Annotated in this window: 22 protein-coding genes; 9 read left to right on the top strand and 13 right to left on the bottom strand. The window is 75.2% G+C overall.

Features of this window, described 5'->3' with window-relative positions:
* Positions 1-30: 30 nt before the first annotated feature.
* Positions 31-942 carry an adenylate/guanylate cyclase domain-containing protein gene (locus A3CO_RS33560; RefSeq protein ID WP_018334237.1) on the bottom strand — a complete coding sequence of 304 codons (912 nt, stop codon included), beginning with the start codon at positions 940-942 and terminating at the stop codon, positions 31-33.
* On the bottom strand, positions 939-1,550 hold the full coding sequence (locus A3CO_RS0121100; RefSeq protein WP_018334236.1) for a TetR/AcrR family transcriptional regulator: 612 nt from the start codon (positions 1,548-1,550) through the stop codon (positions 939-941). The genes A3CO_RS33560 and A3CO_RS0121100 overlap by 4 nt, the downstream gene beginning before the upstream one ends.
* A 138-nt stretch (positions 1,551-1,688) precedes the next feature.
* Between A3CO_RS0121100 and A3CO_RS0121095 the strand changes: the two genes are divergently transcribed.
* On the top strand, positions 1,689-3,290 hold the full coding sequence (locus A3CO_RS0121095; protein WP_018334235.1) for a class I adenylate-forming enzyme family protein: 1,602 nt from the start codon (positions 1,689-1,691) through the stop codon (positions 3,288-3,290).
* Between the two features lie 60 nt (positions 3,291-3,350).
* Here A3CO_RS0121095 and A3CO_RS0121090 read toward each other — a convergent pair whose 3' ends face one another.
* Genes A3CO_RS0121090 through A3CO_RS0121080 form a run of 3 tightly spaced genes read right to left on the bottom strand, consistent with a single transcriptional unit; the run spans position 3,351 to position 5,372 of the window.
* Positions 3,351-4,175: an ABC transporter permease gene (locus tag A3CO_RS0121090; protein ID WP_018334234.1), complete on the bottom strand. Its 825-nt coding sequence runs from the start codon at positions 4,173-4,175 to the stop codon at positions 3,351-3,353.
* Positions 4,135-4,926, bottom strand: a complete 792-nt coding sequence (locus tag A3CO_RS0121085) for an ABC transporter ATP-binding protein (protein WP_018334233.1) — start codon at positions 4,924-4,926, stop codon at positions 4,135-4,137. Before A3CO_RS0121085 ends, A3CO_RS0121090 begins: the two co-directional genes overlap by 41 nt.
* Complete coding sequence (locus tag A3CO_RS0121080) at positions 4,923-5,372, bottom strand: MarR family winged helix-turn-helix transcriptional regulator (protein ID WP_018334232.1); 450 nt, start codon at positions 5,370-5,372, stop codon at positions 4,923-4,925. The genes A3CO_RS0121085 and A3CO_RS0121080 overlap by 4 nt, the downstream gene beginning before the upstream one ends.
* Before the next feature lie 123 nt (positions 5,373-5,495).
* Here A3CO_RS0121080 and A3CO_RS36170 point away from each other — a divergent pair, with 123 nt between their 5' ends.
* From A3CO_RS36170 to A3CO_RS0121065, 3 genes are all read left to right on the top strand, one after another.
* Positions 5,496-5,972 (top strand): SRPBCC family protein, encoded by a 477-nt coding sequence (locus A3CO_RS36170; protein ID WP_018334231.1) that lies wholly within the window; start codon positions 5,496-5,498, stop codon positions 5,970-5,972.
* Positions 5,973-6,001: 29 nt separating this feature from the next.
* Entirely contained in the window at positions 6,002-6,772 is a 771-nt protein-coding gene (locus A3CO_RS33550; RefSeq protein WP_157647748.1) for a DUF1990 family protein, read from the top strand.
* 137 nt (positions 6,773-6,909) lie between these two features.
* Positions 6,910-7,281, top strand: coding sequence for a hypothetical protein (locus A3CO_RS0121065; protein WP_018334229.1), 372 nt, complete (start codon positions 6,910-6,912; stop codon positions 7,279-7,281).
* Positions 7,282-7,307: 26 nt separating this feature from the next.
* Here A3CO_RS0121065 and tatC read toward each other — a convergent pair whose 3' ends face one another.
* Both tatC and A3CO_RS0121055 read right to left on the bottom strand, forming a co-directional pair.
* A complete protein-coding gene (tatC, locus tag A3CO_RS0121060; RefSeq protein ID WP_211214512.1) occupies positions 7,308-8,333 on the bottom strand; it encodes a twin-arginine translocase subunit TatC in 1,026 nt (341 codons plus the stop codon).
* Positions 8,334-8,339: 6 nt separating this feature from the next.
* Positions 8,340-9,476: an endonuclease/exonuclease/phosphatase family protein gene (locus A3CO_RS0121055; protein WP_018334227.1), complete on the bottom strand. Its 1,137-nt coding sequence runs from the start codon at positions 9,474-9,476 to the stop codon at positions 8,340-8,342.
* A gap of 122 nt (positions 9,477-9,598) precedes the next feature.
* Here A3CO_RS0121055 and A3CO_RS0121050 point away from each other — a divergent pair, with 122 nt between their 5' ends.
* From A3CO_RS0121050 to A3CO_RS0121040, 3 genes are all read left to right on the top strand, one after another.
* The gene (locus tag A3CO_RS0121050; protein WP_157647746.1) at positions 9,599-10,369 is read left to right on the top strand and encodes a hypothetical protein; all 771 of its coding nucleotides are present in this window, start codon (positions 9,599-9,601) and stop codon (positions 10,367-10,369) included.
* A 207-nt stretch (positions 10,370-10,576) separates the two neighbouring features.
* Positions 10,577-11,884, top strand: coding sequence for a hypothetical protein (locus A3CO_RS39110; protein WP_211214511.1), 1,308 nt, complete (start codon positions 10,577-10,579; stop codon positions 11,882-11,884).
* 216 nt (positions 11,885-12,100) lie between these two features.
* The gene (locus A3CO_RS0121040) at positions 12,101-12,922 is read left to right on the top strand and encodes an SCO4651 family lipoprotein (RefSeq protein ID WP_018334225.1); all 822 of its coding nucleotides are present in this window, start codon (positions 12,101-12,103) and stop codon (positions 12,920-12,922) included.
* Here A3CO_RS0121040 and A3CO_RS0121035 read toward each other — a convergent pair.
* From A3CO_RS0121035 to A3CO_RS0121025, 3 genes are read right to left on the bottom strand one after another with little or no spacing between them, the layout of a single operon-like run.
* A complete protein-coding gene (locus A3CO_RS0121035; RefSeq protein WP_018334224.1) occupies positions 12,919-13,953 on the bottom strand; it encodes an endonuclease/exonuclease/phosphatase family protein in 1,035 nt (344 codons plus the stop codon). The two genes, A3CO_RS0121040 and A3CO_RS0121035, sit on opposite strands and share 4 nt — an antisense overlap.
* Positions 13,950-15,428, bottom strand: a complete 1,479-nt coding sequence (locus tag A3CO_RS0121030; protein WP_026204831.1) for a DUF2235 domain-containing protein — start codon at positions 15,426-15,428, stop codon at positions 13,950-13,952. The genes A3CO_RS0121035 and A3CO_RS0121030 overlap by 4 nt, the downstream gene beginning before the upstream one ends.
* A gap of 51 nt (positions 15,429-15,479) precedes the next feature.
* The gene (locus tag A3CO_RS0121025) at positions 15,480-15,758 is read right to left on the bottom strand and encodes a hypothetical protein (protein WP_018334222.1); all 279 of its coding nucleotides are present in this window, start codon (positions 15,756-15,758) and stop codon (positions 15,480-15,482) included.
* A 190-nt stretch (positions 15,759-15,948) separates the two neighbouring features.
* On the opposite strand from A3CO_RS0121025, the gene A3CO_RS0121020 reads away from it, so the two are divergent.
* Complete coding sequence (locus A3CO_RS0121020; protein WP_018334221.1) at positions 15,949-17,184, top strand: erythromycin esterase family protein; 1,236 nt, start codon at positions 15,949-15,951, stop codon at positions 17,182-17,184.
* Positions 17,185-17,193: 9 nt separating this feature from the next.
* On the opposite strand, the gene A3CO_RS38335 is transcribed toward A3CO_RS0121020, so the two are convergent.
* Complete coding sequence (locus A3CO_RS38335; protein ID WP_018334220.1) at positions 17,194-17,340, bottom strand: hypothetical protein; 147 nt, start codon at positions 17,338-17,340, stop codon at positions 17,194-17,196.
* A 161-nt stretch (positions 17,341-17,501) separates the two neighbouring features.
* On the opposite strand from A3CO_RS38335, the gene zwf reads away from it, so the two are divergent.
* Positions 17,502-18,998, top strand: coding sequence for a glucose-6-phosphate dehydrogenase (zwf, locus tag A3CO_RS0121010; RefSeq protein ID WP_026204830.1), 1,497 nt, complete (start codon positions 17,502-17,504; stop codon positions 18,996-18,998).
* 46 nt (positions 18,999-19,044) lie between these two features.
* On the opposite strand, the gene A3CO_RS38330 is transcribed toward zwf, so the two are convergent.
* Complete coding sequence (locus A3CO_RS38330) at positions 19,045-19,197, bottom strand: hypothetical protein (protein WP_018334218.1); 153 nt, start codon at positions 19,195-19,197, stop codon at positions 19,045-19,047.
* Positions 19,198-19,225: 28 nt separating this feature from the next.
* Positions 19,226-19,540: a hypothetical protein gene (locus A3CO_RS0121000; RefSeq protein ID WP_018334217.1), complete on the bottom strand. Its 315-nt coding sequence runs from the start codon at positions 19,538-19,540 to the stop codon at positions 19,226-19,228.
* Positions 19,541-19,584: the final 44 nt, after the last annotated feature.

Here is a 19,584-nt window from a genome sequence, read left to right as displayed (position 1 = left end):
ACTTTCCGTCGGTATGACCACGGCACGTGCTCACAGGGCGGAGCCACCGACCGAGTAGACCTCCAGGTCGTCCGGCGCGCCCTTGAGGTGCACCCGGCGGCGCCGCTTCGCCTGCACGGTGCGGGCGTCGACGCGTCCGAGGAAGTCGCCGCTGACGAGGATCTCGTCGGCCCGGGCGGCGTCACCGAGGCGGGCGGCGACGTTGACGGCGATGCCCAGGTAGTCCCCGCCGACCCGGCGCGGGCGCCCGACGTGGAGGCCCGCCCGCATCCGGGGCGACCAGCCGTCCACGTGCAGTGTCCCGAGCCGCCGTCGGGCCTCCAGCACGGCGTCGAGGGCGGCCCGCGGGTCGGCGAACGCCACCATCAGGCCGTCCCCGAGGCGTTTGACCACGGTGCCCGCCCGCTGGGTCATCGGCGGCTCCCACGCCTCGCCGACCTGCCGCAGGACCCGGAGCACCTCGTCGTCGCCCGCCTCGAGCGACCAGCGGGAGAACTCGACGAGGTCGGTGAACACGAGCGCCACCTCGTGGTCGCCGACGCCGCGGCCGAACCGTTCGAGCACCGACTGCCACAGCTGCACCCCGCCGAGACCGAGCTCCCGCACGACGCCGGGGCGGTCCCCGGTCAGTCCCACGATCGCCCGACCGGCGGCCTCGGTGTGCCGGGCCCCGCCCAGCGACAGCGGGTCGCCGAAGTGGGCGTCGCCGGGCAGCGTCTCCCGCAGCCGACGCACGGCCCGCTGCAGCGCGGGGGACCGGTCGAGCTCACGCGCCCGCGCGGCCCCGCGGACGGCGGCGACCCGGAACCGCTCGGCCCGGGACGGGGCCGAGCCGTCGTCGTGGGCCGGGGGCGAGCCGTCGTCACGGGCCGGCGTCGAACCCCCGTCGGCGTGCTGCTCCGGGTCTCCGTCGGGAAGATCGAGATCGTCCGATCCGGTCATCGCAGCAGCCCCTCGAACACCTGACGGTCGACCGCCTCGACCAGCTCCGCCACGGGCACCCGGCCGGGCCGGTACCACTCGATCAACGAGTTCACCGTGCCGCTGAGCAGCCGGGCAGCGACGACCGGGTCGACGTCGGACCGGACGTCGGCCACGAGCCGCGCGATGGTCTGGTCGAACTCCCGGCGGCGGGCCAGCGCCCAGCGCTCGGTCTCGGTGTTGCCGTGCAGCCGCAGCAGCAGCGTCACGTACGGCAGCTCGGTCGCGAGCACCTCGACCTGGCGGCGCACGATGTGACGGAGCCGGTCGACGGGCGCGCCGGCCGACGCCCCGGGCTCGGCGAGGATGCCGAAGAGCCCGTCGAGGGCGCGGTCGAGCGCGGCGCGCAGCAGCGCCTCCTTGCCCGAGACGTGGTGGTAGAAGGACGACTTCGTGATCCCGGCGGCCCGGGAGAGGTCCTCCATGCTGGTCGCGTCGTACCCGCGCTCGTTGAACGCCCGCGCCGCGACCTCGACCAGGGAGGCGAGCGTGTACGGCTCGGCGTGGCCCGATCGGCGCCCCGCCCGCCCGGGCCGCGCCGACCCGTCGCTCCGCTCGTCACTGGTCATGATCCTGCGGACCCTAGCGGCGCGGGGCGGGATGGTTGACGCTGTCCGCCGGGACGGGTGTCACCGGTCACCCGCCGCTGCTATCGTCGCGTCCGACCGAACGATCGTTCGGTGCACCGCCAGGCTCCGGGAGAGGTCATGACGACGACCACGGGCACCGCGCCGCTGCTCGCCCCCGCGGGCGACCACCGCAACGCCACCCGCACGGTCGGGGCGCCGCTGGCCCGGGCGCTGGCCGTGTCGCCGGGCGCGACCGCCGTCGTCTGCGCCGGGGTGGAGCTCACCTACGCCGAGCTCGGCGCCCGCGTCCGCCGCCTCATCGGGGCCCTCGCGGGCCTCGGGCTCGAGCGGGGTGACCGGGTCGCGGTGCTGGGCGCCAACGGTCACCGCTATCTGGAGCTCTACCTCGCGGTGCCCGCCGCCGGCCTCGTCATCGTCCCCCTCAACACCCGGCACACCGACGTCGAGCGCTGCTACGCGATCGCCGACTCCGGGGCGCGCGTGCTGATCACCGACCGTGCCGTCGCGGGGGTCGACGCGGGCGTGCGCGTGGTGGACCTCGAGGCCGGGGCGAGCGGAGCGACGGGGGAGGGGCTCCTGTACGACCGGCTCCTCGCCGACGCGTCCGAGGTGCCGGTCCCCGACGGGGAGGACGCCCCCGCCGAGCACGACCTCGCCGGCATCTTCTACACCGGCGGGACGACGGGCGCGGCCAAGGGCGTGATGCTGACCCACGGCAACCTCGTCGCCAACGCCTTCCACTTCATGGCGTGCTGGCCGTTCACCGAGGACACGCGGTTCATGGTCGTCGCGCCCATGTTCCACGCCGCGGGCACCATCGGCACGCTCGCCACGATCTGGGCCGCCGGCACGCAGGTGATCGTCCCGGCGTTCACCCCGGGCGGCGTGCTCGACGTCGTCGAGACCGAGCGGGTCACCGCCACCCTCGTCGTCCCGACGATGATGGACGCGCTCGCCGTCGAGCAGCGCGAGCGGCCGCGGGACGTGTCGTCGCTGCGCTGGCTCTCCCACGGCAGCTCGCCCGCCGCGCGCGAGCTGCTGCGCCGCACGCACGCGACCTTCCCCGCCGCGTCGATGCTGCACATCTACGGGCTCACCGAGACCTCGCCCATCGTCACGCTGCACCCCGACGAGCAGCTCCGGCTGGACTCAGCACGTGCGATGTCGTGCGGGCGACCCGCCGTCGGGGTGGAGGTGCGCATCGAGGACCCGGTGGAGCGGACGACGCTGCCGAGCGGGCAGGTCGGGGAGGTCGCGATCCGCGGCGCCAACGTGACCGCGGGCTACTGGCACAAGCCGGAGGAGACCGCCAAGGTGCTCGACGGCGGGTGGTTCCGCTCCGGCGACCTCGGCTACCTCGACGACGCCGGCTACCTGTTCCTCGTCGACCGCGCCAAGGACATGATCGTCTCCGGCGGTGAGAACGTGTACTCCGCCGAGGTGGAGAACGCGCTGTACTCCCATCCGGCGGTCGTCGAGGCCGCGGTCTTCGGCGTTCCCGACGACCGGTTCGGCGAGGCCGTACACGCGACCGTCCAGGTGCGGGCGGCCGTCACCGCCGACGAGCTCGTCGCGCACTGCCGGCTGACGATCGCGGGCTACAAGGTGCCGCGCACCGTGGAATTGCGCGAGGACCCGCTGCCGAAGTCCGGCGCCGGCAAGATCCTCAAGCGGACCCTGCGCGACGCGTACTGGGAGGGGCGGGAGAGCAAGCTGTAGGTGCTTCGCAGGTGAGCATTAATGGGGGCTATAGGCCCACTGAGTGCTCACCTGACGGAGTCACCTGGCGAGCCGCGGCAGCAGCGCCGACGCCACCGTGATCATCACCGCGGCGGCCACGAGGAGCACAGCGAAGCACAGGCCGAGGCGGGCGGGCGTGCCGACGAGCAGTCCGCGCAGCGCCTCCACCTCGTAGCTCAGCGGGTTGACGCGGTTGACCATCTGCAGCCAGCCGGGCATCACGTCGACCGGGTAGAGCGCGTTCGAGGCGAAGAACAGCGGCATCGTGATCGCCTGGCCGATGCCCATGAGCCGGTCGCGCGAGAGCACCACACCGGCGAGCGTGATCGACAGGCAGCAGAAGAACGCCGACCCCAGCACCACGACGACGGCGGCGCCGAGCAGCTTCAGCGGGTTCCCCGTGAGGCCCACCCCGAGCAGCAGCGCGATCACGACGACGACGAGCGCCTGCACGAGCGCGCGGATGCCGGCGGCGAACGCCTTGGCGGTCACCAGGGCCGCCCGCGGCGTCGGGGTCACGAGCAGCTTCGCGAGCACGCCCGCGTCGCGCTCCCAGATGACCTGGATGCCGTAGAAGATGGCCACGAACAGCGCCGACTGCGCGAGGATCCCGGGCGCGAGGAAGTCCAGGTAGGGCGTCGAGCCGGTGGGGATGGCGTGGATCCGGCTGAACGTCGTGCCGAACACGATGAGCCAGAGCGCCGGCTGGACGGTGCGGGTGACGAGCTCGGTGCGGTCGTGGCGCAGCTTCTGCAGCTCGACCAGGCACATCGCGCCCACCCGGCGCAGCAGCAGCGTGACCTCGCCGACCGGCGAGGGACGCTCAGCCGACGCGGCGGGCGGTGCGGCGGGCAGCACGGACATCGCGCATTCCTCCTGCTTCCAGGGTGTCGCCGGTGTGGTGGCGGAAGACGTCCTCGAGGGTCGCGTCGGGACCGATCGCCGCCGTGAGCTCGGCGGGCGTGCCCTCGGCGCGGAGGCGGCCGCGGTGCATGAGGGCGACGCGGTCGCAGTGCAGCTCGGCCTCCTCCATGGCGTGGGTGGTGACGAGCACGGTCATGCCGTTGGCGCGGCGCACCTCGTGGATGCGGTCCCACACCCCGGACCGGGCCACCGGGTCGAGCCCGACGGTCGGCTCGTCGAGCACGAGCACCCGCGGCGCGCTGACGAGCGCCTGGGCCAGCTCGAGCCGCCGGACCATGCCCCCGGAGTAGGTCGAGGCGGTGCGGTCGGCCGACTCGGACAGGCCCATCGCGTCGAGCACGGCGTCGACGGCCTCCGCCCGCTCGCGGCGCGGGACGTCGAAGAGGCGGGCGAACAGCGCCACGTTCTCCCGGCCGGTCAACGACCCGTCGGCGGAGAGCTGCTGGGGGACGTAGCCGAGCAGTCGGCGCACCCGTCGTCGGGAACGGACGACGTCGAGACCCTCCACCAGCACCGTGTCCGGCGGCGCGGGCAGCAGCGTGGTGACGACGCGCAGCGTCGTCGTCTTGCCGGCGCCGTTCGGACCGAGCAGGCCGAACACCTCGCCGGGTTCCAGCGCCAGGTCGACGCCGTCGACCGCGACGTGGTCGCCGAAGGCGTAGTGCAGATCCTTCACCAGCACGGGGTTCACGGGGCTCCCTCCACCGCGTCGAGCAGGCGTTCCAGGGCGGGGACGGCCGCCTCGAGGGCGGCCCGGTCCGCGTCGGGCAGGCGGCGCAGCGCGTCCTCGACGAGCTCGCCCCGCGCCGCGCGCCACTGCTGCAACCGGGCGCGGGCGGCGTCGGTGAGGTCGAGCCGGACGGCGCGCCGGTCGGCCGGGTCGGTGTGGCGCTCCAGGTGGCCGTCGGCGACGGCGGCGCGGACCGCGGTGGAGATCGTGTTCTCGGCCAGCCGCAGCCGCCGGGCCACGGCGCCGATCCCGGCTCCCGGCAGCTCCTCGACGGCGCGGAGCAGCTCGATCCGCCCCGCGGGCAGCTGCTCCACCCCGAGCCGCTCGCGGGTGCGGCGCCGGACCGCCCGCCGGACCGCCGTCATCGCCGGCAGGAGCCGGTCGGCGAGCGCGGGGGCGAGGACCACACCCAGCAATTTAGCTCTGCTACAGAGACAAGTCGAGTCATGGGCCATACCGGGGGCCGTTCCGATCGGCCGGACGCGTCTCTACGCTCCACCTGGGAGCGGACCACGACGAGGAGGCCCCGCGTGCACCAGCACCTCGAGGTGCGGATCGGCGCCTGCCCGGACTACGTCTGGGCCGTGCTGACCGACGTCGCCCGGTGGCCGGACTGGTCGCCCACGTTGCGCGCGGTGGAGCCCTTCGACGGCGGGCCGCTGGTGGTCGGCGGCGGCGTGCGGGTGCGCCAGCGCCACCTCCCCGACCGCGAGTGGCGCGTCACCGAGCTGCGTCCCCACCGCGGGTTCACCTGGCGCGGCGTCGGTCTCGGCTCGGCGTCGTCGTTCCGCGTCCGGCTGGGGCGCTCGGCGCAGGGGCGGGGGACCGACCTCGTCGCCGACCTCGACCGCTCCGGCTGGATGGGTACGGTGCTCGGCGCCGTGACGGCGTCGACCACGGCGGCCCACCTCGACGACCTGTTCGCCGGCCTGCGCCGCCGCTGCGAGGCCGGGCAGTGCGCGCCCGTCGCGGTCGAGGCGGTGCCGGCGGGACGGCCGCGTTCCTGAGAACCGGCCGAACGGGGTACACCCCCCGGGTGCAGTTGGTCCCCACCCCCAGTCAGGTCGTCCGCGAGGCGCGGATGCTTACGTCCGCGCCGCGCGGGCTGCTCGCGCTCGGCCGCATCTGGGCGCTGCCCGGGGTCCGGGTCAACCACCGCGAGGAGCCGGGCGACCCGGTGACGGATGCGCCGCCGCCCCTGCCGAGCCCCGGCCCGCGCGACCAGACGCTGTTCGACGGGCACGGGCCGATGCTGCACCGCGTGTTCACCGTCCACGTGCCCGACGCACAGCTCGGCCCCCGCGAGCTCGTCGCCGTCCTGGTCGCGGACATCAACGCCGCGATGATCCCCGGCGCCGCGAGGTTCGACCGCGTCACGGGCTCGGCCCACGCCCTGACCGTTGGCGACGAGTACGTGGTGCGCATCCCGGGACCCTGGGACGGGCCGGTACGGGTCGTCGACCGCACGGACGAGGTCCGCCGCTCGTCGTTCCGGCTCGCCACGCTCGAGGGCCACGTCGAGGCCGGGCAGATCGAGTTCGCGGCCGAGGGCGCCGGCGACGAGGAGGGCGGTGACCGCACCCTCCAGTTCACGATCACCACCTGGGCCCGGGCGGGCGACGTCGTGGCGGACCTCGTCTACAACCGTCTCCGGCTCGCGAAGAACCTGCAGTTCCAGCTCTGGGTGCACTGCTGCGTGCGGGCGGCCGAGCTCGCGGGCGGCGAACCGGAGGGCGGCGTCGAGGTCGTCACCCGCTCCGTGCCCTGGTCCGACGAGGTCGCGGCGGAATTCTCGGCGGCCGGGTAACGCCGGCGTCGCCCCGAGCGAACTCATCGGTGGCCCCGGCGGGCCGCGGGACCCCCGACCTCGCGGCTCACCGGGGCCGTCGTCGTTCCCGGCGCGCCTGCGTGTGGTCACCGCAGCGTCGACCTAGCCTCGATCGGGTGTCCTCCGGTCGAGTCCGCGTCCCCGTCCCGGGCGCCGTCGTCGGCGTCGTCATCGCGCTGTGCGCCGTGCTGCTGCTCAAGTGGTTGGCGATCGTCGCCCTGGTCGGGTGGGGGCTGACCCTGTTCGTGCGGGAGGCGTGGCGCCGTCACCGCGGGAGCGCACCCCCGGTCCTCGACGCCGGGCTGGACCTCCTGCTCCCGGCGCCCCGGGCGGAGGCGGTCACCGCGGGGCCCGCCGTGTCCGCCGTCCCGTCCGAGGACTGCACCTGGTGCGGCCTCGTCGGGGGCCACCGCGACCTGCGCGGCCGGCTCGTCCGCCCGCGTCACGCGCATGTGCCTCCGGCAGGTGAGCAGAAAGTGGGGCTATAGCCCCACTTTCTGCTCACGAGCGCGCCTCACGTCATGTCGTCGTAGTCGCTTCCCGACGGCGGGTCGGCGCGGGTGGGGGCCGGTGCGGGCGCGGCGGCACGGGTCGCCGGCTCCAGCGCGGAGGGCGCCACGGCGGTGGAGGCCGTGACGGTGCTCGCCGACGCCCCGGCGGAGGCCATCGGCGAGGGCCCGGCCTCGTCGTCGGCCAGGCCCTGCCACGGCGCCGCCTTCGCGGCCCGCCGGTCGTGGACGCGGCAGACCTGTGCGGCGATCTCGAACAGCACGGTCAGCGAGCACCCGAGCGCGAGCATCGAGAAGGGGTCCTGACCCGGCGTCACCACCGCCGCGAACACGAAGATCGCGAAGATCAGCCCGCGGCGCCAGGCCGTGATCGTGGCGTACGGGAAGATGCCGACCCGGTTCAGCATGATCATGAGCAACGGCAGCTCGAAGCTCACCCCGAAGATCACGAGCAGGGTGATCAGCAGGCTGAAGTAGTCGTCGCCGCGCAGGGCGGTGATCTGGATGCCCCCGCCCACGGTGACCAGGAAGTACAGCGCCTTGGTGAGCACCAGGTAGGCCATCACCGCGCCGCCGACGAACAGCACCGTGCCGGTGCCGATGAACACCCGGGCGAACTTGCGCTCGTGGGCGTGCAGACCGGGCGTGATGAAGCCCCAGAGCTGGGAGAGCCAGATCGGGCTGGAGAGCACCACGCCCGCGGCCACGCTGACCTTGATGAGCAGGGTGAGCTGCTCGAACGGGGCGAAGGCGACGAGCTGGCAGCGGTTCGGGTCGCCGAGGGTCAGCCGGGCGCTCGGGGGCAGCGCGCAGTAGGGCTCGGTCAGCAGCTCACCGAGCGACGGCAGCCCGAAGATGTGGAACTGGTACCAGAGGACACCGACGATCGTGCCCAGCAGGATCGCGATGACCCCGATCGCCAGCCGACGCCGCAGCTCGTGGATGTGCTCGAGCAGCGTCATCGTGCCGTCCGGGTTCCCGGCGCGCGGGCGCAGCCAGCGGGGGACGTGCATCCACGACGGTCGTGCCACGGCTCGTCAGCCTACGGGCGGGGTGTGTACCCGCGGTGACCCGGCAGCCGGTCCGGCTCCGAGCCGCAGTCGCACCAGCAGGGCGCGGTGGTCACTGCCGGGGAGGTCGAGGACCTCGAGCGACCGCGCCTGCGGTCCTGAGCCGTCCGGAGCAGTGCGGGTGAGCACGTGGTCGATCTGGGTGCCCAGCCATCGGGGCACCCCGCTGTTCCAGGTGCCGACCAGCGAGGTGCCGGTCGCCGTCCCGGCGTCGGTGCACCCGGCGGTGCCGGCGCGGAACGCCGAGTGGTCGGGCGAGGCGTTGAGATCGCCCACGACCATCGCCGGGCCCGCGGCCGCGCACCACCGCTGCAGCATGGCGAGCTCACCGGGCCAGTAGGAGATCCACTGCGGCACCACGGAGACGAGGTGCACGGCGACGAGCCGGGTCGGGCCGAGGATCCCACCCGTGACCTCCGCCCAGGGGTAGCGGGTGTCGCCGTCGAGCCGCTGGGCCGAGACGTCCCCGGCGCGGGGCGAGCTCGCGACGACGACGCCGCGCACCTCCGCCGCGGACGGCGGCACGTTCGTCCACGTCCGCCAGCCCGGCAGCAGTCCGGCCAGCGCCCGCCGCATCCGGTCCCCGGCCTCGGGTAGCACGACGAGGTCGGCGCCCGCCCCCAGCGCCGTCGCGGCGATCGCGCGCGGGTCGGCGTGCCCCTCGAAGGAGTTGAGCTCCAGGACCGTGAGTTCGGTGCCGCCGGGGGCCGGGGCGGGCTCCGGGACCGCCCGCGGGACGACGAGCGCGACCGCCAGCACGGCGACGGCGAGCGTCGGGGCGAGCACCGGCCACCACCGCGGCCGCAGCGCCAGCAGGCCGACCCCGAGCACCCACGTCGCGACGGCGAGCGGCAGCCGCAGGGCCGCGAAGACGGCGAAGGGGAGCACCCGGTCGAGCCCGAACAGGTCCGGGAGCAGGACGAGCACGGCCAGGACCAGGGCGACGGCCGCCCCGAGCAGGCGTCGCCGGCGCCACCGCGGCCGCGTCGGCGACCGCAGTCGGTGCCACGGCGCGACCGGGGGCCGGGAACTCCAGGCGGGACCGGCCTCGTCGGCGGGACCGGCGTGATGCCCCGGGGACGGCGGTCGCGTGGTCGTGGACATCGCCGTCGAGCCTAGAAGAGGGGTGTCGGGTGGCGGTCGGACGTCTCATCCGTCCGGAAAATGGTGATCGGACGGCACGAATGGGTAATGCTGGAGTTTCAACAGGAAGGCGGATCCACGCGGTGGGCGATCGACGTGCGGCGGCAGAGGTGTTCCCGCTCCCGGAGGGCATCGACTGGCACGGCGTGGTCGGCAGCGACGCGGACTCCGTGGAGCTCAAGATGCTCCTCGCCCTCGACGGCGCCCCCGTCCCCACCGAGACCACCCGCCGTCGCGGCGCGCGCCGGGTGTACCTCCTCGACACCCCGGAGCTCGACCTCTGCCTGGCCGGCGTGAACCTCCGGGTCCGGCGCCGCGGCCCCCGCCGCTTCGACCTCGTCGTCCGGGTGCGGGACCGGGACCGCGTGACGGGCCGCCGCGGTCCGCGCGAGGCCCGGGTGGAGCTCGACGTCCTGCCCGGGAACCTGCTGCGCACCACCCAGCTGCGCCGCACCGTCGACCCCGACACCGCGACCGCCTGCCTCGACGCCGCCGCCCCGCTGGGCTCGCTGCTCTCCGGGACCCAGCGCCGCTGGCTGCAGACCCTGCTGCCCGAGGGCATGCCGGAGACGGTGCTCGACGCCCTCGTGCTCCACGGCCCCCTCACCACCCACCGCTACCGCGTGCCGCGCGCCCGGTTCGCCGTCGGCCGGGCGTTCCTGGAGCACTGCCGGTACCCGAGCGGGCGGGAGCTGCGTGAGCTGTCGGTCAAGTGCCGGCCCGTCGACGCGCCGCGCGCCGCGGTCGCCCTCGCCCGGTTCCTCGCCGACCACCGCATCGAGGTCGCCCCCGGTCACCGCACCAAGACCGCGCTGTGGATCGAGGAGATCCGCGAGGGTCGCGCGGCGAGCTGAGAGCGGGCTCGTCGAGGAGGACCGACCGCTCGTCGATCATCCGGACCCAGCCTGAGAGGCCCGGAGACCCTTCCCGGCGGAAGGGTTCGGCCGGACGGACGAGGGTCCCGACCGGTGGGCGCGCGACGAGCGCCCGTGATCGCGACGATCTCCGTGCGCTCTCAGGTTGGCCACGGACCGGTCACGGCCACACCTAGTTTTCCGGTCGTGACGACGACCGACGGTGCTGCGCTCCCCCTGGCCCCGGTGACCCGGCAGGGACTCCTGCGGGTCGGCCTGCACGTGCTGCTCGCCGCGTTGCCCCTGCTGGCGATCTCGGCGCACGTGTTCGGCCTCATCACGATGAACTGGTCGGCCGCGCTCCTGGTGATCCCGCTGGCCACGACGATCCTCGCGCTGTCGATCTTCGACCCGCACCCCGAGGACCGCGTCATCCTCCACGGCTTCGTCTGGGGGATCATCGCCTGCGCGCTGTACGACGTGTTCCGGCTCGACACCGTCTACATGCTCGGCTGGTGGGCCGACTTCATCCCGACCATGGGCACCTGGATCGTCGGTGACGGCACGTCGAAGGAGGCCGGCGCCTGGGTCGGCTACCTGTGGCGCTACGTCGGCGACGGCGGCGGCATCGGCGTGACCTTCTTCGTCCTCGCCGCCTTCCTCGGCCTGCACCGCCGCCCCGCGCCGGTCGTCGTCGCGGCGTCGGTCGCGTTCGCGGTCTTCCCCGTGTGGGCCGGCCTCATCGGCACCGTCTGGCTCGCCCCCCGCGGCCAGACGATGATGTTCCCGCTGACGCCCGTCACGCTCACGCTCTCGCTCGTCGGCCACCTGATCTTCGGCCTGATCATGGGCCTCGGCTTCGTCAAGACCCGCTCCGCGCACCGCTACTGGCCCTGGACCCCGGTCGTCGGCTGGTTCGTCGCCGACGAGGCCCGCGCCCACGGCACGCTGCGCGTCGCCCACCCGTTCCCGACGTCGGGTCCGGTCCCGTCCGCCCCCCGGCCGGCGGTCCCGACCCCGTCGCGTCCGCTCCCGGCCGTGAAGGAGCGTCCGCACGTCGTGCCGCCGCCCCCGATGCCGGTCGGGCACCCCTCCGCCCCGATCCCGCGCCAGCACCCGTCGGGCCCGTTCCCCGTCGCCGGGCCCGCGACAGGTCCGCACACCGGCTCGCACCCGACGACCGGCTCGCACCCGCGGACCGGCTCGGGCCCGATCCCGATCGCCGGGCCGACGACGGGCTCGCACCAGACGACCGGGTCGCGGACGTCCGACACCGGCTCCCACCCGACGACCGGCTCGCACCCGCGCACCGGGTCCGGCCCGATCCCGGTCGGCGCCGCCGCGACGCGTACGGGCAGCGCCGGGTCCGCGGCGCGGACGGGTTCGACCCGCACCGCCCCGTCGTCGGGAACGGGCGACACGGGCAACCACACGCTGGACCCGGAGACCTGGGCCCTGTGGCAACGACAGCTCGCCACCACCGTGAAGGGCCGCCGCACCCACCGCTGGCGCTGACGCCCTGTCGCGGGCGACCGACGAGCGCCGACCACCTTGTCGTTCTGATTCCGAACGACGAGGTGGGGCTGGCAGTCGGCTCCCCGCGACAAGCCGCCCAGGCCTCGGACCACGACGTGCGAGTGGCGCCGTCCTGACGTCGGGTGTCAGGGACGCGCCATCACTCTCGCGGGCCCGGGTCACGGGCGGCCGACTCCCACCGGTCACGATGGGCCCGTGACCCGCTGCGTGCTCCCCGTGCTGCTGCTCGTCGCCCTCCTCGCCGGGTGCGGATCGACGGGCCCGGGCAGCCCCGCCAACCCGGCCACGGCAGTACGGGCGGCGATCGTGGCGACCGCCGCGGCCGGACCGTCCCGGGCGACCCTCGACGGCCGCACCGCCGTGGCGGGCCAGGAGATGCCGCTGCAGGGGCAGGGTGTCGTCGACCCGCGCGCCCAGGCCGCGGACCTCACCCTGCAGCTGCCCTCCCTCGGTGCCGTGCGGGTCGTGTTCGCGGGCGGCCGCCTGGACGCGCAGCTGCCGCCGTCCGCGTCGGGGCTGGCCGGGATGGTCGCGGGCGGGAAGCCGTGGGTGTCGGTGGACGTCGACCGGCTGGCCCGGTCGCGCTACGGGGCGCCGCTCGGTGCGCTCGGGGTGGGCACGTCGCAGAACCCGGCCCGCCAGCTCGCGTGGCTCGACGCGATCCGTGACGACGTCCGCGAGGTCGGGCCCGAGCAGGTCGCGGGCCGGGACGCCACGCACTACGCGGGTGTCGTCGACCTCGACCGGGTGCCCGGCGCGCAGGACCCGTCGACGAAGCCGGCCGTGGACCTCCTGAAGTCCCAGCTGCGCAGCTCGACGCTGCCGGTCGACCTCTGGGTCGCGGACGGCCGGCTGGTCAAGGCCGCGCAGACCGTCACCGTCCCGGCCCAGGGCACCGGCGCGCCCACCTCCACGACGACGAGCCTCACCTTCACCGACATCGGCGGCGCCCCCGCGGTCGTCGCGCCGCCCGCCGACCAGGTCGCCGACCTCAGCGGGCTCCTGCCCACGGGCTAGCCCTGGACGTGGACCGTCACGAGCACCCCGCGGTGGTCGGTCCCCGGCACCTCCACGACGTCGAACCCGTCGACCCCGGCGCCGCCCCCGACGAGGACGTGGTCGAGCTGCGCCCCGAGCCAGCGCGGCAGCCCCGCGGGCCACGTCGCGAGCAGTCCCTTGCCCGCCGCGTCGCCCGCGTCGGTGCACCCCGCGCTGCCGGCGCGGAAGGCGCGCAGGTCCGCGGTCGCGTTGAGGTCCCCGACGACGACGGCGGGTCCGGTCCCCGGCGCGCACCAGCGCGCGAGGGACGCGAGCTCGGCCGGCCACACGTCGATCAGGTCCGGGACGGGCGAGGCGAGGTGCGCCCCGAGCAGCCGGGTGGGGCCCAGCGCGCCGCCGGTCAGCTCGAGCCAGGGGAAGCGGGCCGGGACGGGGGTCACGCGGACGTCACCGAGTGAGGGCCCGGCGAACACCGTGGTGCCCACGGCGTCGGGCTCGCTCACCGGCACGGAGGACCACGACCGGTAGCCCAGCTCCGGGATCGCGGCCGCGAGGCGTGCGCGGAACGGCTCGCCCGCCTCGGGGAGTACCAGCACGTCGGGACGGCGCTCGCGCAGGACGGCCGCCAGGGCGGGCACGTCCGCGCTCCCGCGGTCGACGTTCTGGACCATGACGACGATGTCGGGTCCCGGGTCGGGACCGGGTCCGTCCGGGATCAGCCGGGGGACCAGTGCCGCCGCGGCCACCGCACCGATCGCCAGGACCGGCACCACGGTCGGCCACCAGCGGGCACGGACCGCGAGCGCCAGCAGCGCGAGCACGACGACGGCGAGCGTGGCCGGCGCGCGGACCAGCACGAAGCCCACGAAGGGCAGCGTCTGGTCGAGCCCGAGCCGGTCCGGCACCAGCAGCACCGCGACCGCCGCGACGACGACGAGCCCGGCCACGACCCGCGAGGCCCGGGGGAGCCGCCGACGCCACCGCCGGACGACGACCGGACCCGTGGCGGCCCCGGAGTCGGCGCCGGACCCTCGGTCGGGGTCCGTCACCCGCGTTCCACCACGAGCGTCGCCGCGCCGCGGTTGCCCCGGTACCCGAGCCAGGAGTCGTTCGCGAAGGCGTAGAGGTAGCCGGGTCGCGGCAGGTCCACGACGGTCCCGACGAGGGCGGTGGTCCCGCGGGTGAGCCCGCCGTCCGGATCGCGGCGCGCGTTCGCGACGGCGGCCACCATCGCCATCCGCCGGGCGTCGCCGTCCCGGGGGGCGCCGGGTGCGTCGGCGAGCCGCGTGGTGAGACGCCGGACCGCCCGCCGGTAACCGTCCGCGACCGCGCCGACGGCGTAGTCCGGCCAGGCGCGCAGCGGCCACCGCCGGAAGCCCGACGGCGGGGTCGAGGTCCCGTGGTCGGTCCAGGTCCCGCTCGCCGTCAGGGCCCAGCGGCCCGCCTCGAGGTAGAGCCCGGTCTCGGCCCAGGGGTCGTCGGCGGGGACGACCGCGGAGACGGCGGAGGCCGCCGGGACGAGGCGGCCCGGCCGGTAGGTGGTGGCCGCGCGGCGGACGACGGCCGACGGGTGCACGTCGGGGGCGCCCTCGACGACGCGGGGCACCGAGCGGGGCTGCGGGGAGAGCACCGACCAGATGCCGCGGGGCCGCGGGTCGAGCGGTCCGAGCGGGTCACCCGTCGTCGTGACCGGTCGGTCCCAGGTGAGCCCGACGGCGGCGGTGGCCTCGTCGGCCATCCAGCGCAGCGTGATGTCGGAGAGCGCCCGGGGGCGGTCCTGGGACCCGCCGACGTCGCCGTGGGTGCCGACGAACCACTGCTGGGCGAACGAGAGGTGGTCGCCGGGCGCCGGGTCGGCCCACACCGCGGGCACGAACGGTCCGCGCCGCTCGTCGAGGGCGAGGGCCTGGCGGGCGTGGCGGACGTCGGGGGCCAGGGTCAGGTCGTGGAACCCCTCGACCTGCCGGGGGAGGAGCGTGGAGAGCAGGCCGAAGGTGCGGGGGACGCCGAGGGCGCCGACGGTGTCGAACACGCCGAGGAAGGCGATCGGCGCGGTGTCGTCGGGACCGAAGCCCGGGGCGTAGGTCAGCCCGTCGACGCGCCGGCCACGCTGGTAGCCGTCGAGGAACAGGCGCCGGACGACGCGGTTGCGCTCACGGCGGGACGTGCCCGGGACGAAGGCGACGAGCCCGGTGGCCGCGAGCATGCCGGCGAGGCTGCGGACCGTGAACGCGCCGCGGCTGAAGCCCAGCAGCACGATCTCGTCGCCGGGCCGCCAGGTCTCCGCGAGCCACGCGTAGGCCTCGCGGATCCGCCGGTTCAGCCCGAGGCCGAGCCCGCCCTCGAGCACCCGGGAGACCGGGTCGCCGTCGGCGCCCACCCCGGGGAAGTACTGCACGACCTGCGTCTCGTCCTCACGCAGGGCGGCGGCGAGCAGGGAGACGTTGGTCCGCTCGGACGGGGTGTCCCAGGTGCCGTCGCAGCACACGACCAGGCGTCGTCCCGACGATCCCGTAGCGGCCATCGGGGCCGCACGCTAGCGGCACCGCGACGGCGGGCGGGTGGGACCCGCCGGTCACCAGGTCAGCGGCGAGCGCTGCGGCTCCGCCGACGGGCGCGGCTCGGGGATGGCGGCCATCGCCGCGCGCACCTGGGCCTCACGCACGCGAGCCCGACGGAGGGCGGCGCGGTGCCGGGCCTCGGCGTCGGTCGGGTCGAAGCGGGACTCGCCCCGGATCGCGGCGATCTGCTGCTCGTCGAGCGTCCCCTTGCGGCGCATGGTGACCATCGGGACGGCGAGCCACGCCCCCAGCGCGGCGGCTGCTGCGGCGGCTCCGGTCGCGGGCTTCGACATCGTGGGTTCCTCCCGGTGAACTCTCCTCCGCGGGTGCGGAGTCACCCGGGGTGTCGCGCCACGCACGATGACCGTTAGGCCACTCGGCGTAATGTCACCCGAGAGTGTGATGAGACCTGGTCCGCGGGCCGCCGCGGACCCCGCGGACCCCACGGCGGGCCGGGCGGGGCGCTCCGTAGGGTCTGCGGGCATGGACGACGAGGTCGCCGACGAGGTCGCCGCGCGGGCGGTGCCCGTCGACGCGTTCGGACTCGCGTCCTGGCGCCCGGCGCTGCGCGGCGTCCGGGTGCTCGGCGTCGGAGCGGCCGCGTACGGCGCCCGCGAGCTCCTCGAGATGGGCCGCCGCATCGTCGAGTACGCCGTCGACGAGCTGGGCGTGCGCGTGCTGGTGCTCGGGGCGAGCGAGGCGGGGGCCACCGGGCTCGACGCCGCCGCCCGCGGGATCTCCTCGCCGAGCGACGCCGTCGCCGCCCTGGGCGGGTGGGAGTACGACACGCGCGAGATGGTCGGGCTGGTCTCCTGGCTGCGGGACCGCAACGAGATGGTGGACCCGTCCGACCGGGTGCGGGTGGTCGGCGCCGATCCCGTCCGCGCGGCGCGCTCGGTCAAGGTCCTCGGGGCCTACCTCCGGGACGCGGCGCCCGAGCTCCTCCCGCCCGCGCGGGACGGCCTCGGCGAGCTCCTCGACCGCGAGCCCGACGAGCGCCCGCTCAAGGCCCCCCTCCGCGACGGCGTCGTCGCGTTGCACGGCGAGCTGGTCGCGGCGGAGGCCCGGCTGGTCGCCGAGACGTCCCCGAGCCGCTACGCCGAGGCCCTCGACCACGCCTGGATCCTGGCGCGGGCGGCCGAGGTCGCCGCGGCGCCCCGCGGGCGGGCGTTCCCCACGGCCGCGGAGGCCGAGCAGCTGGACGACACCAGCGCGCCGGTGCTGCGGGCGCGGCTGGTCGCCGACGCCGTCAGCCGCGCGGCGGACGGCGCCGCGGGCACCCCGGCGGTGCTCTTCTGGGGCCACGACGACCTGGTCCGGGTCGCGGACCCCACGACGGCGGGCCGGCACCTGCGCGCCGCGCTCGGCGACGCCTACTACGTGGTGGGCGGGTGGTTCGCCGAGGGCAGCGCGTCGGCGGTCCGCCGCAAGCTGCTGCGGCCGGCGCGGCCCCGGCCGTCGTCACACCGGCTGCCGGTCCTGGCCGGGACCGCCGAGGCGGACCTGCGCCGCGCCCTCGGCGACACCGAGGACCAGCTCGTCGACCTGCGGGGCGCCCGCGGCGGGCTGGCCGACTGGGCCGCCAGCCCGACGACGATGCGCCGGATCGGCAGCGTGGTCGACTCCGGGCAGCTCCGGGAACGCATCCCCGTGGTCCCCGTCCGCGAGTACGACGCCGTGGCGTTCGTCCCGCGGGTGCACCCGGCCTGGATCCGCTGAGGCCCGTCGTCAGGAGGGCTTCGCCGCGGACGGCGGGGCGGCGTCCTCGTCGTGGTCCGCGACGTCCTCGCCGAAGCGCAGCGGCGGTATGTCGGGCTCCACGTCGACCCCGCTGGGGTCACCGGCCCCGTGGGTCTGGCTCGACCCGCGGTCCACCCCCGCGTCCCCGTCGCGTCGTACCCGATTGACCAACGTTCCGTCGTCCTCCACCGGGCAGGCGTTCCCCGGGTGATCACGTTCAACCCCTCCCGGACGACACACGCCCGCCACACGTGCGGGCTACGGTCCACGCGGAACTCGATCCGCGGGAGGCTCCGTTGCCCGATCGCAACTCCGACATCGCCTACCCGGGCCCCGGGTCGCGCCCGTTCCGGCGGGACCTCGACCCGATCGTCCCGCACGTCATCGTGCTGTTCGGGTGCACCGGGGACCTGGCCAAACGCAAGCTGCTGCCCGGGCTCGCCTACCTCGCCGCGTCCGAGCTCGCGCCCGACATCCGCATCGTCGGGACGGCGATGGACGACCTCACCACCGAGGAGTTCCGCGAGCTCGCCCACGACGCGGTGCAGAACTTCGGCATGCACCGGCTCGCGGAGTCCGCCTGGGACGACTTCGCGGCGAAGCTCGTCTACGTCGGCCAGCGCGAGGGCCCCGAGGCGCTCGCCTCGGCGGTGAAGGAGGCCAGTACCCAGCTCGGCGACCGGGTGCGGCTGCTGCACTACCTCTCGGTGCCGCCGAAGGCCGCGCAGGCGGTCGTCGGGATGCTGCGCGACGCCGACCTCGTCCAGGACGCGCGCGTGATCATGGAGAAGCCGTTCGGGTACGACCTGCCGTCGGCGATCCAGCTGAACGACTTCGTGCACCAGGTGTTCGACGAGTCGCAGGTGTTCCGGATCGACCACTTCCTCGGCAAGGAGGCGGCGCAGAACGTCCTCGCGTTCCGCTTCGCCAACGGGCTGTTCGAGCCGATCTGGAACCGCAACTTCATCGACCACGTGCAGATCGACATCCCGGAGTCGCTCGGGCTCGACCAGCGGGCGAGCTTCTACGAGGCGACCGGCGCGTACAAGGACATGGTCGTCACCCACCTCATGCAGGTGATGGCGTTCGTCGCGATGGAGCCGCCGACCGCGCTCGAGCCGCGGGCGATCAGCGAGGAGAAGAACAAGGTCTTCCGGTCGCTGCTGCCGGTGCACCCCTCCGACGTGGTGCGCGGGCAGTACGGCGGCTACCGCGACGAGCCGGGGGTCGCCCGCGACTCGGACACCGAGACGTTCATCGCGCTGCGCGTCGGGCTGGACAACTGGCGCTGGGCCGGGGTGCCGTTCTACCTGCGCACCGGCAAGCGGCTCGCCGAGGGCCAGCGCATCGTCTCCATCGCGTTCAAGGAGGCCCCGCGGACGATGTTCCCGCAGGGCTCGGGCGTCGGGACCCAGGGGCCCGACCACCTGACGTTCGATCTCGCCGACTCCTCGCGGGTCTCGCTGTCCTTCTACGGCAAGCGGCCCGGCCCCGGGATGCGGCTGCAGAAGCTCTCGATGCAGTTCTCCACCCAGGAGACCCAGGAGGCGTCCGACGTCCTCGAGGCCTACGAGCGGCTCATCCTCGACGCCATGCGGGGCGACCACACGCTGTTCACCACCGCCGACGGCATCGAGTCGCTCTGGGACCGGTCCCAGCCCCTGCTGGCCGACCCGCCCCCGGTCAAGCCCTACCCGCCGGGGTCCTGGGGGCCGAACGCGATCCACCAGCTGATCGCGCCCAACGCCTGGCGACTGCCCTTCGAGCGGGCCTGGCGGGAGAACCGCGGCTGACCCGGCGACGACGACGGGTCAGGCGCGGCCGCGCCGTCGGGCGCGGTCAGCCGGACGGCTCGGCCGCGGCGCCGGCCGTCCCCTGGTCCTCGGGCTCGAGGTCGATGTCGAACGCCGGGTCGGCGGCCTCCCCGCTCTCGGGGTGCGGCGGGTCCGCCGGGGTGTCGTCGCGGTCGGTGGGGTCGTCGGAATCGATCACAACCCGGGGCTACCCGCACCGGCCCGTCTCATCGCGCGCCCAGGACCGCCTCGGGCCGGCGTCGGTGGGCGGGCAGCGGCGCGGAGGGGGAGCGCCGGGCGTCGGGGAGGCCCGGCGCGGCCGGGAACGGCCGCGTCAGCGGGTCACGACGGGCGACGGCGTTGTCGATGACGACCTTCGCGGGCGTTCCGCTGCGCTGCGCCGGGGTGCCGTCGACGGGCGTCGCGGCGCCGACCTGCTCGGCGCGCCGCTGGGCGCGCGCCACGCGCGCCCGCTGCAGGCGCGCCTCGTCGCGCTCCCGCTGCAGGGAGGTGTGGTGGTGACGGCCGCTGTGACGGGACATCGCGCTCACGTCCTCTGGTCGGGGTGGTGTCGGGGTGAGGGCCT

The organism is Actinomycetospora chiangmaiensis DSM 45062, assembly GCF_000379625.1.
GTDB classification, from domain to species: domain Bacteria; phylum Actinomycetota; class Actinomycetes; order Mycobacteriales; family Pseudonocardiaceae; genus Actinomycetospora; species Actinomycetospora chiangmaiensis.
This window is presented reverse-complemented; position numbering and strand designations above follow the sequence as displayed.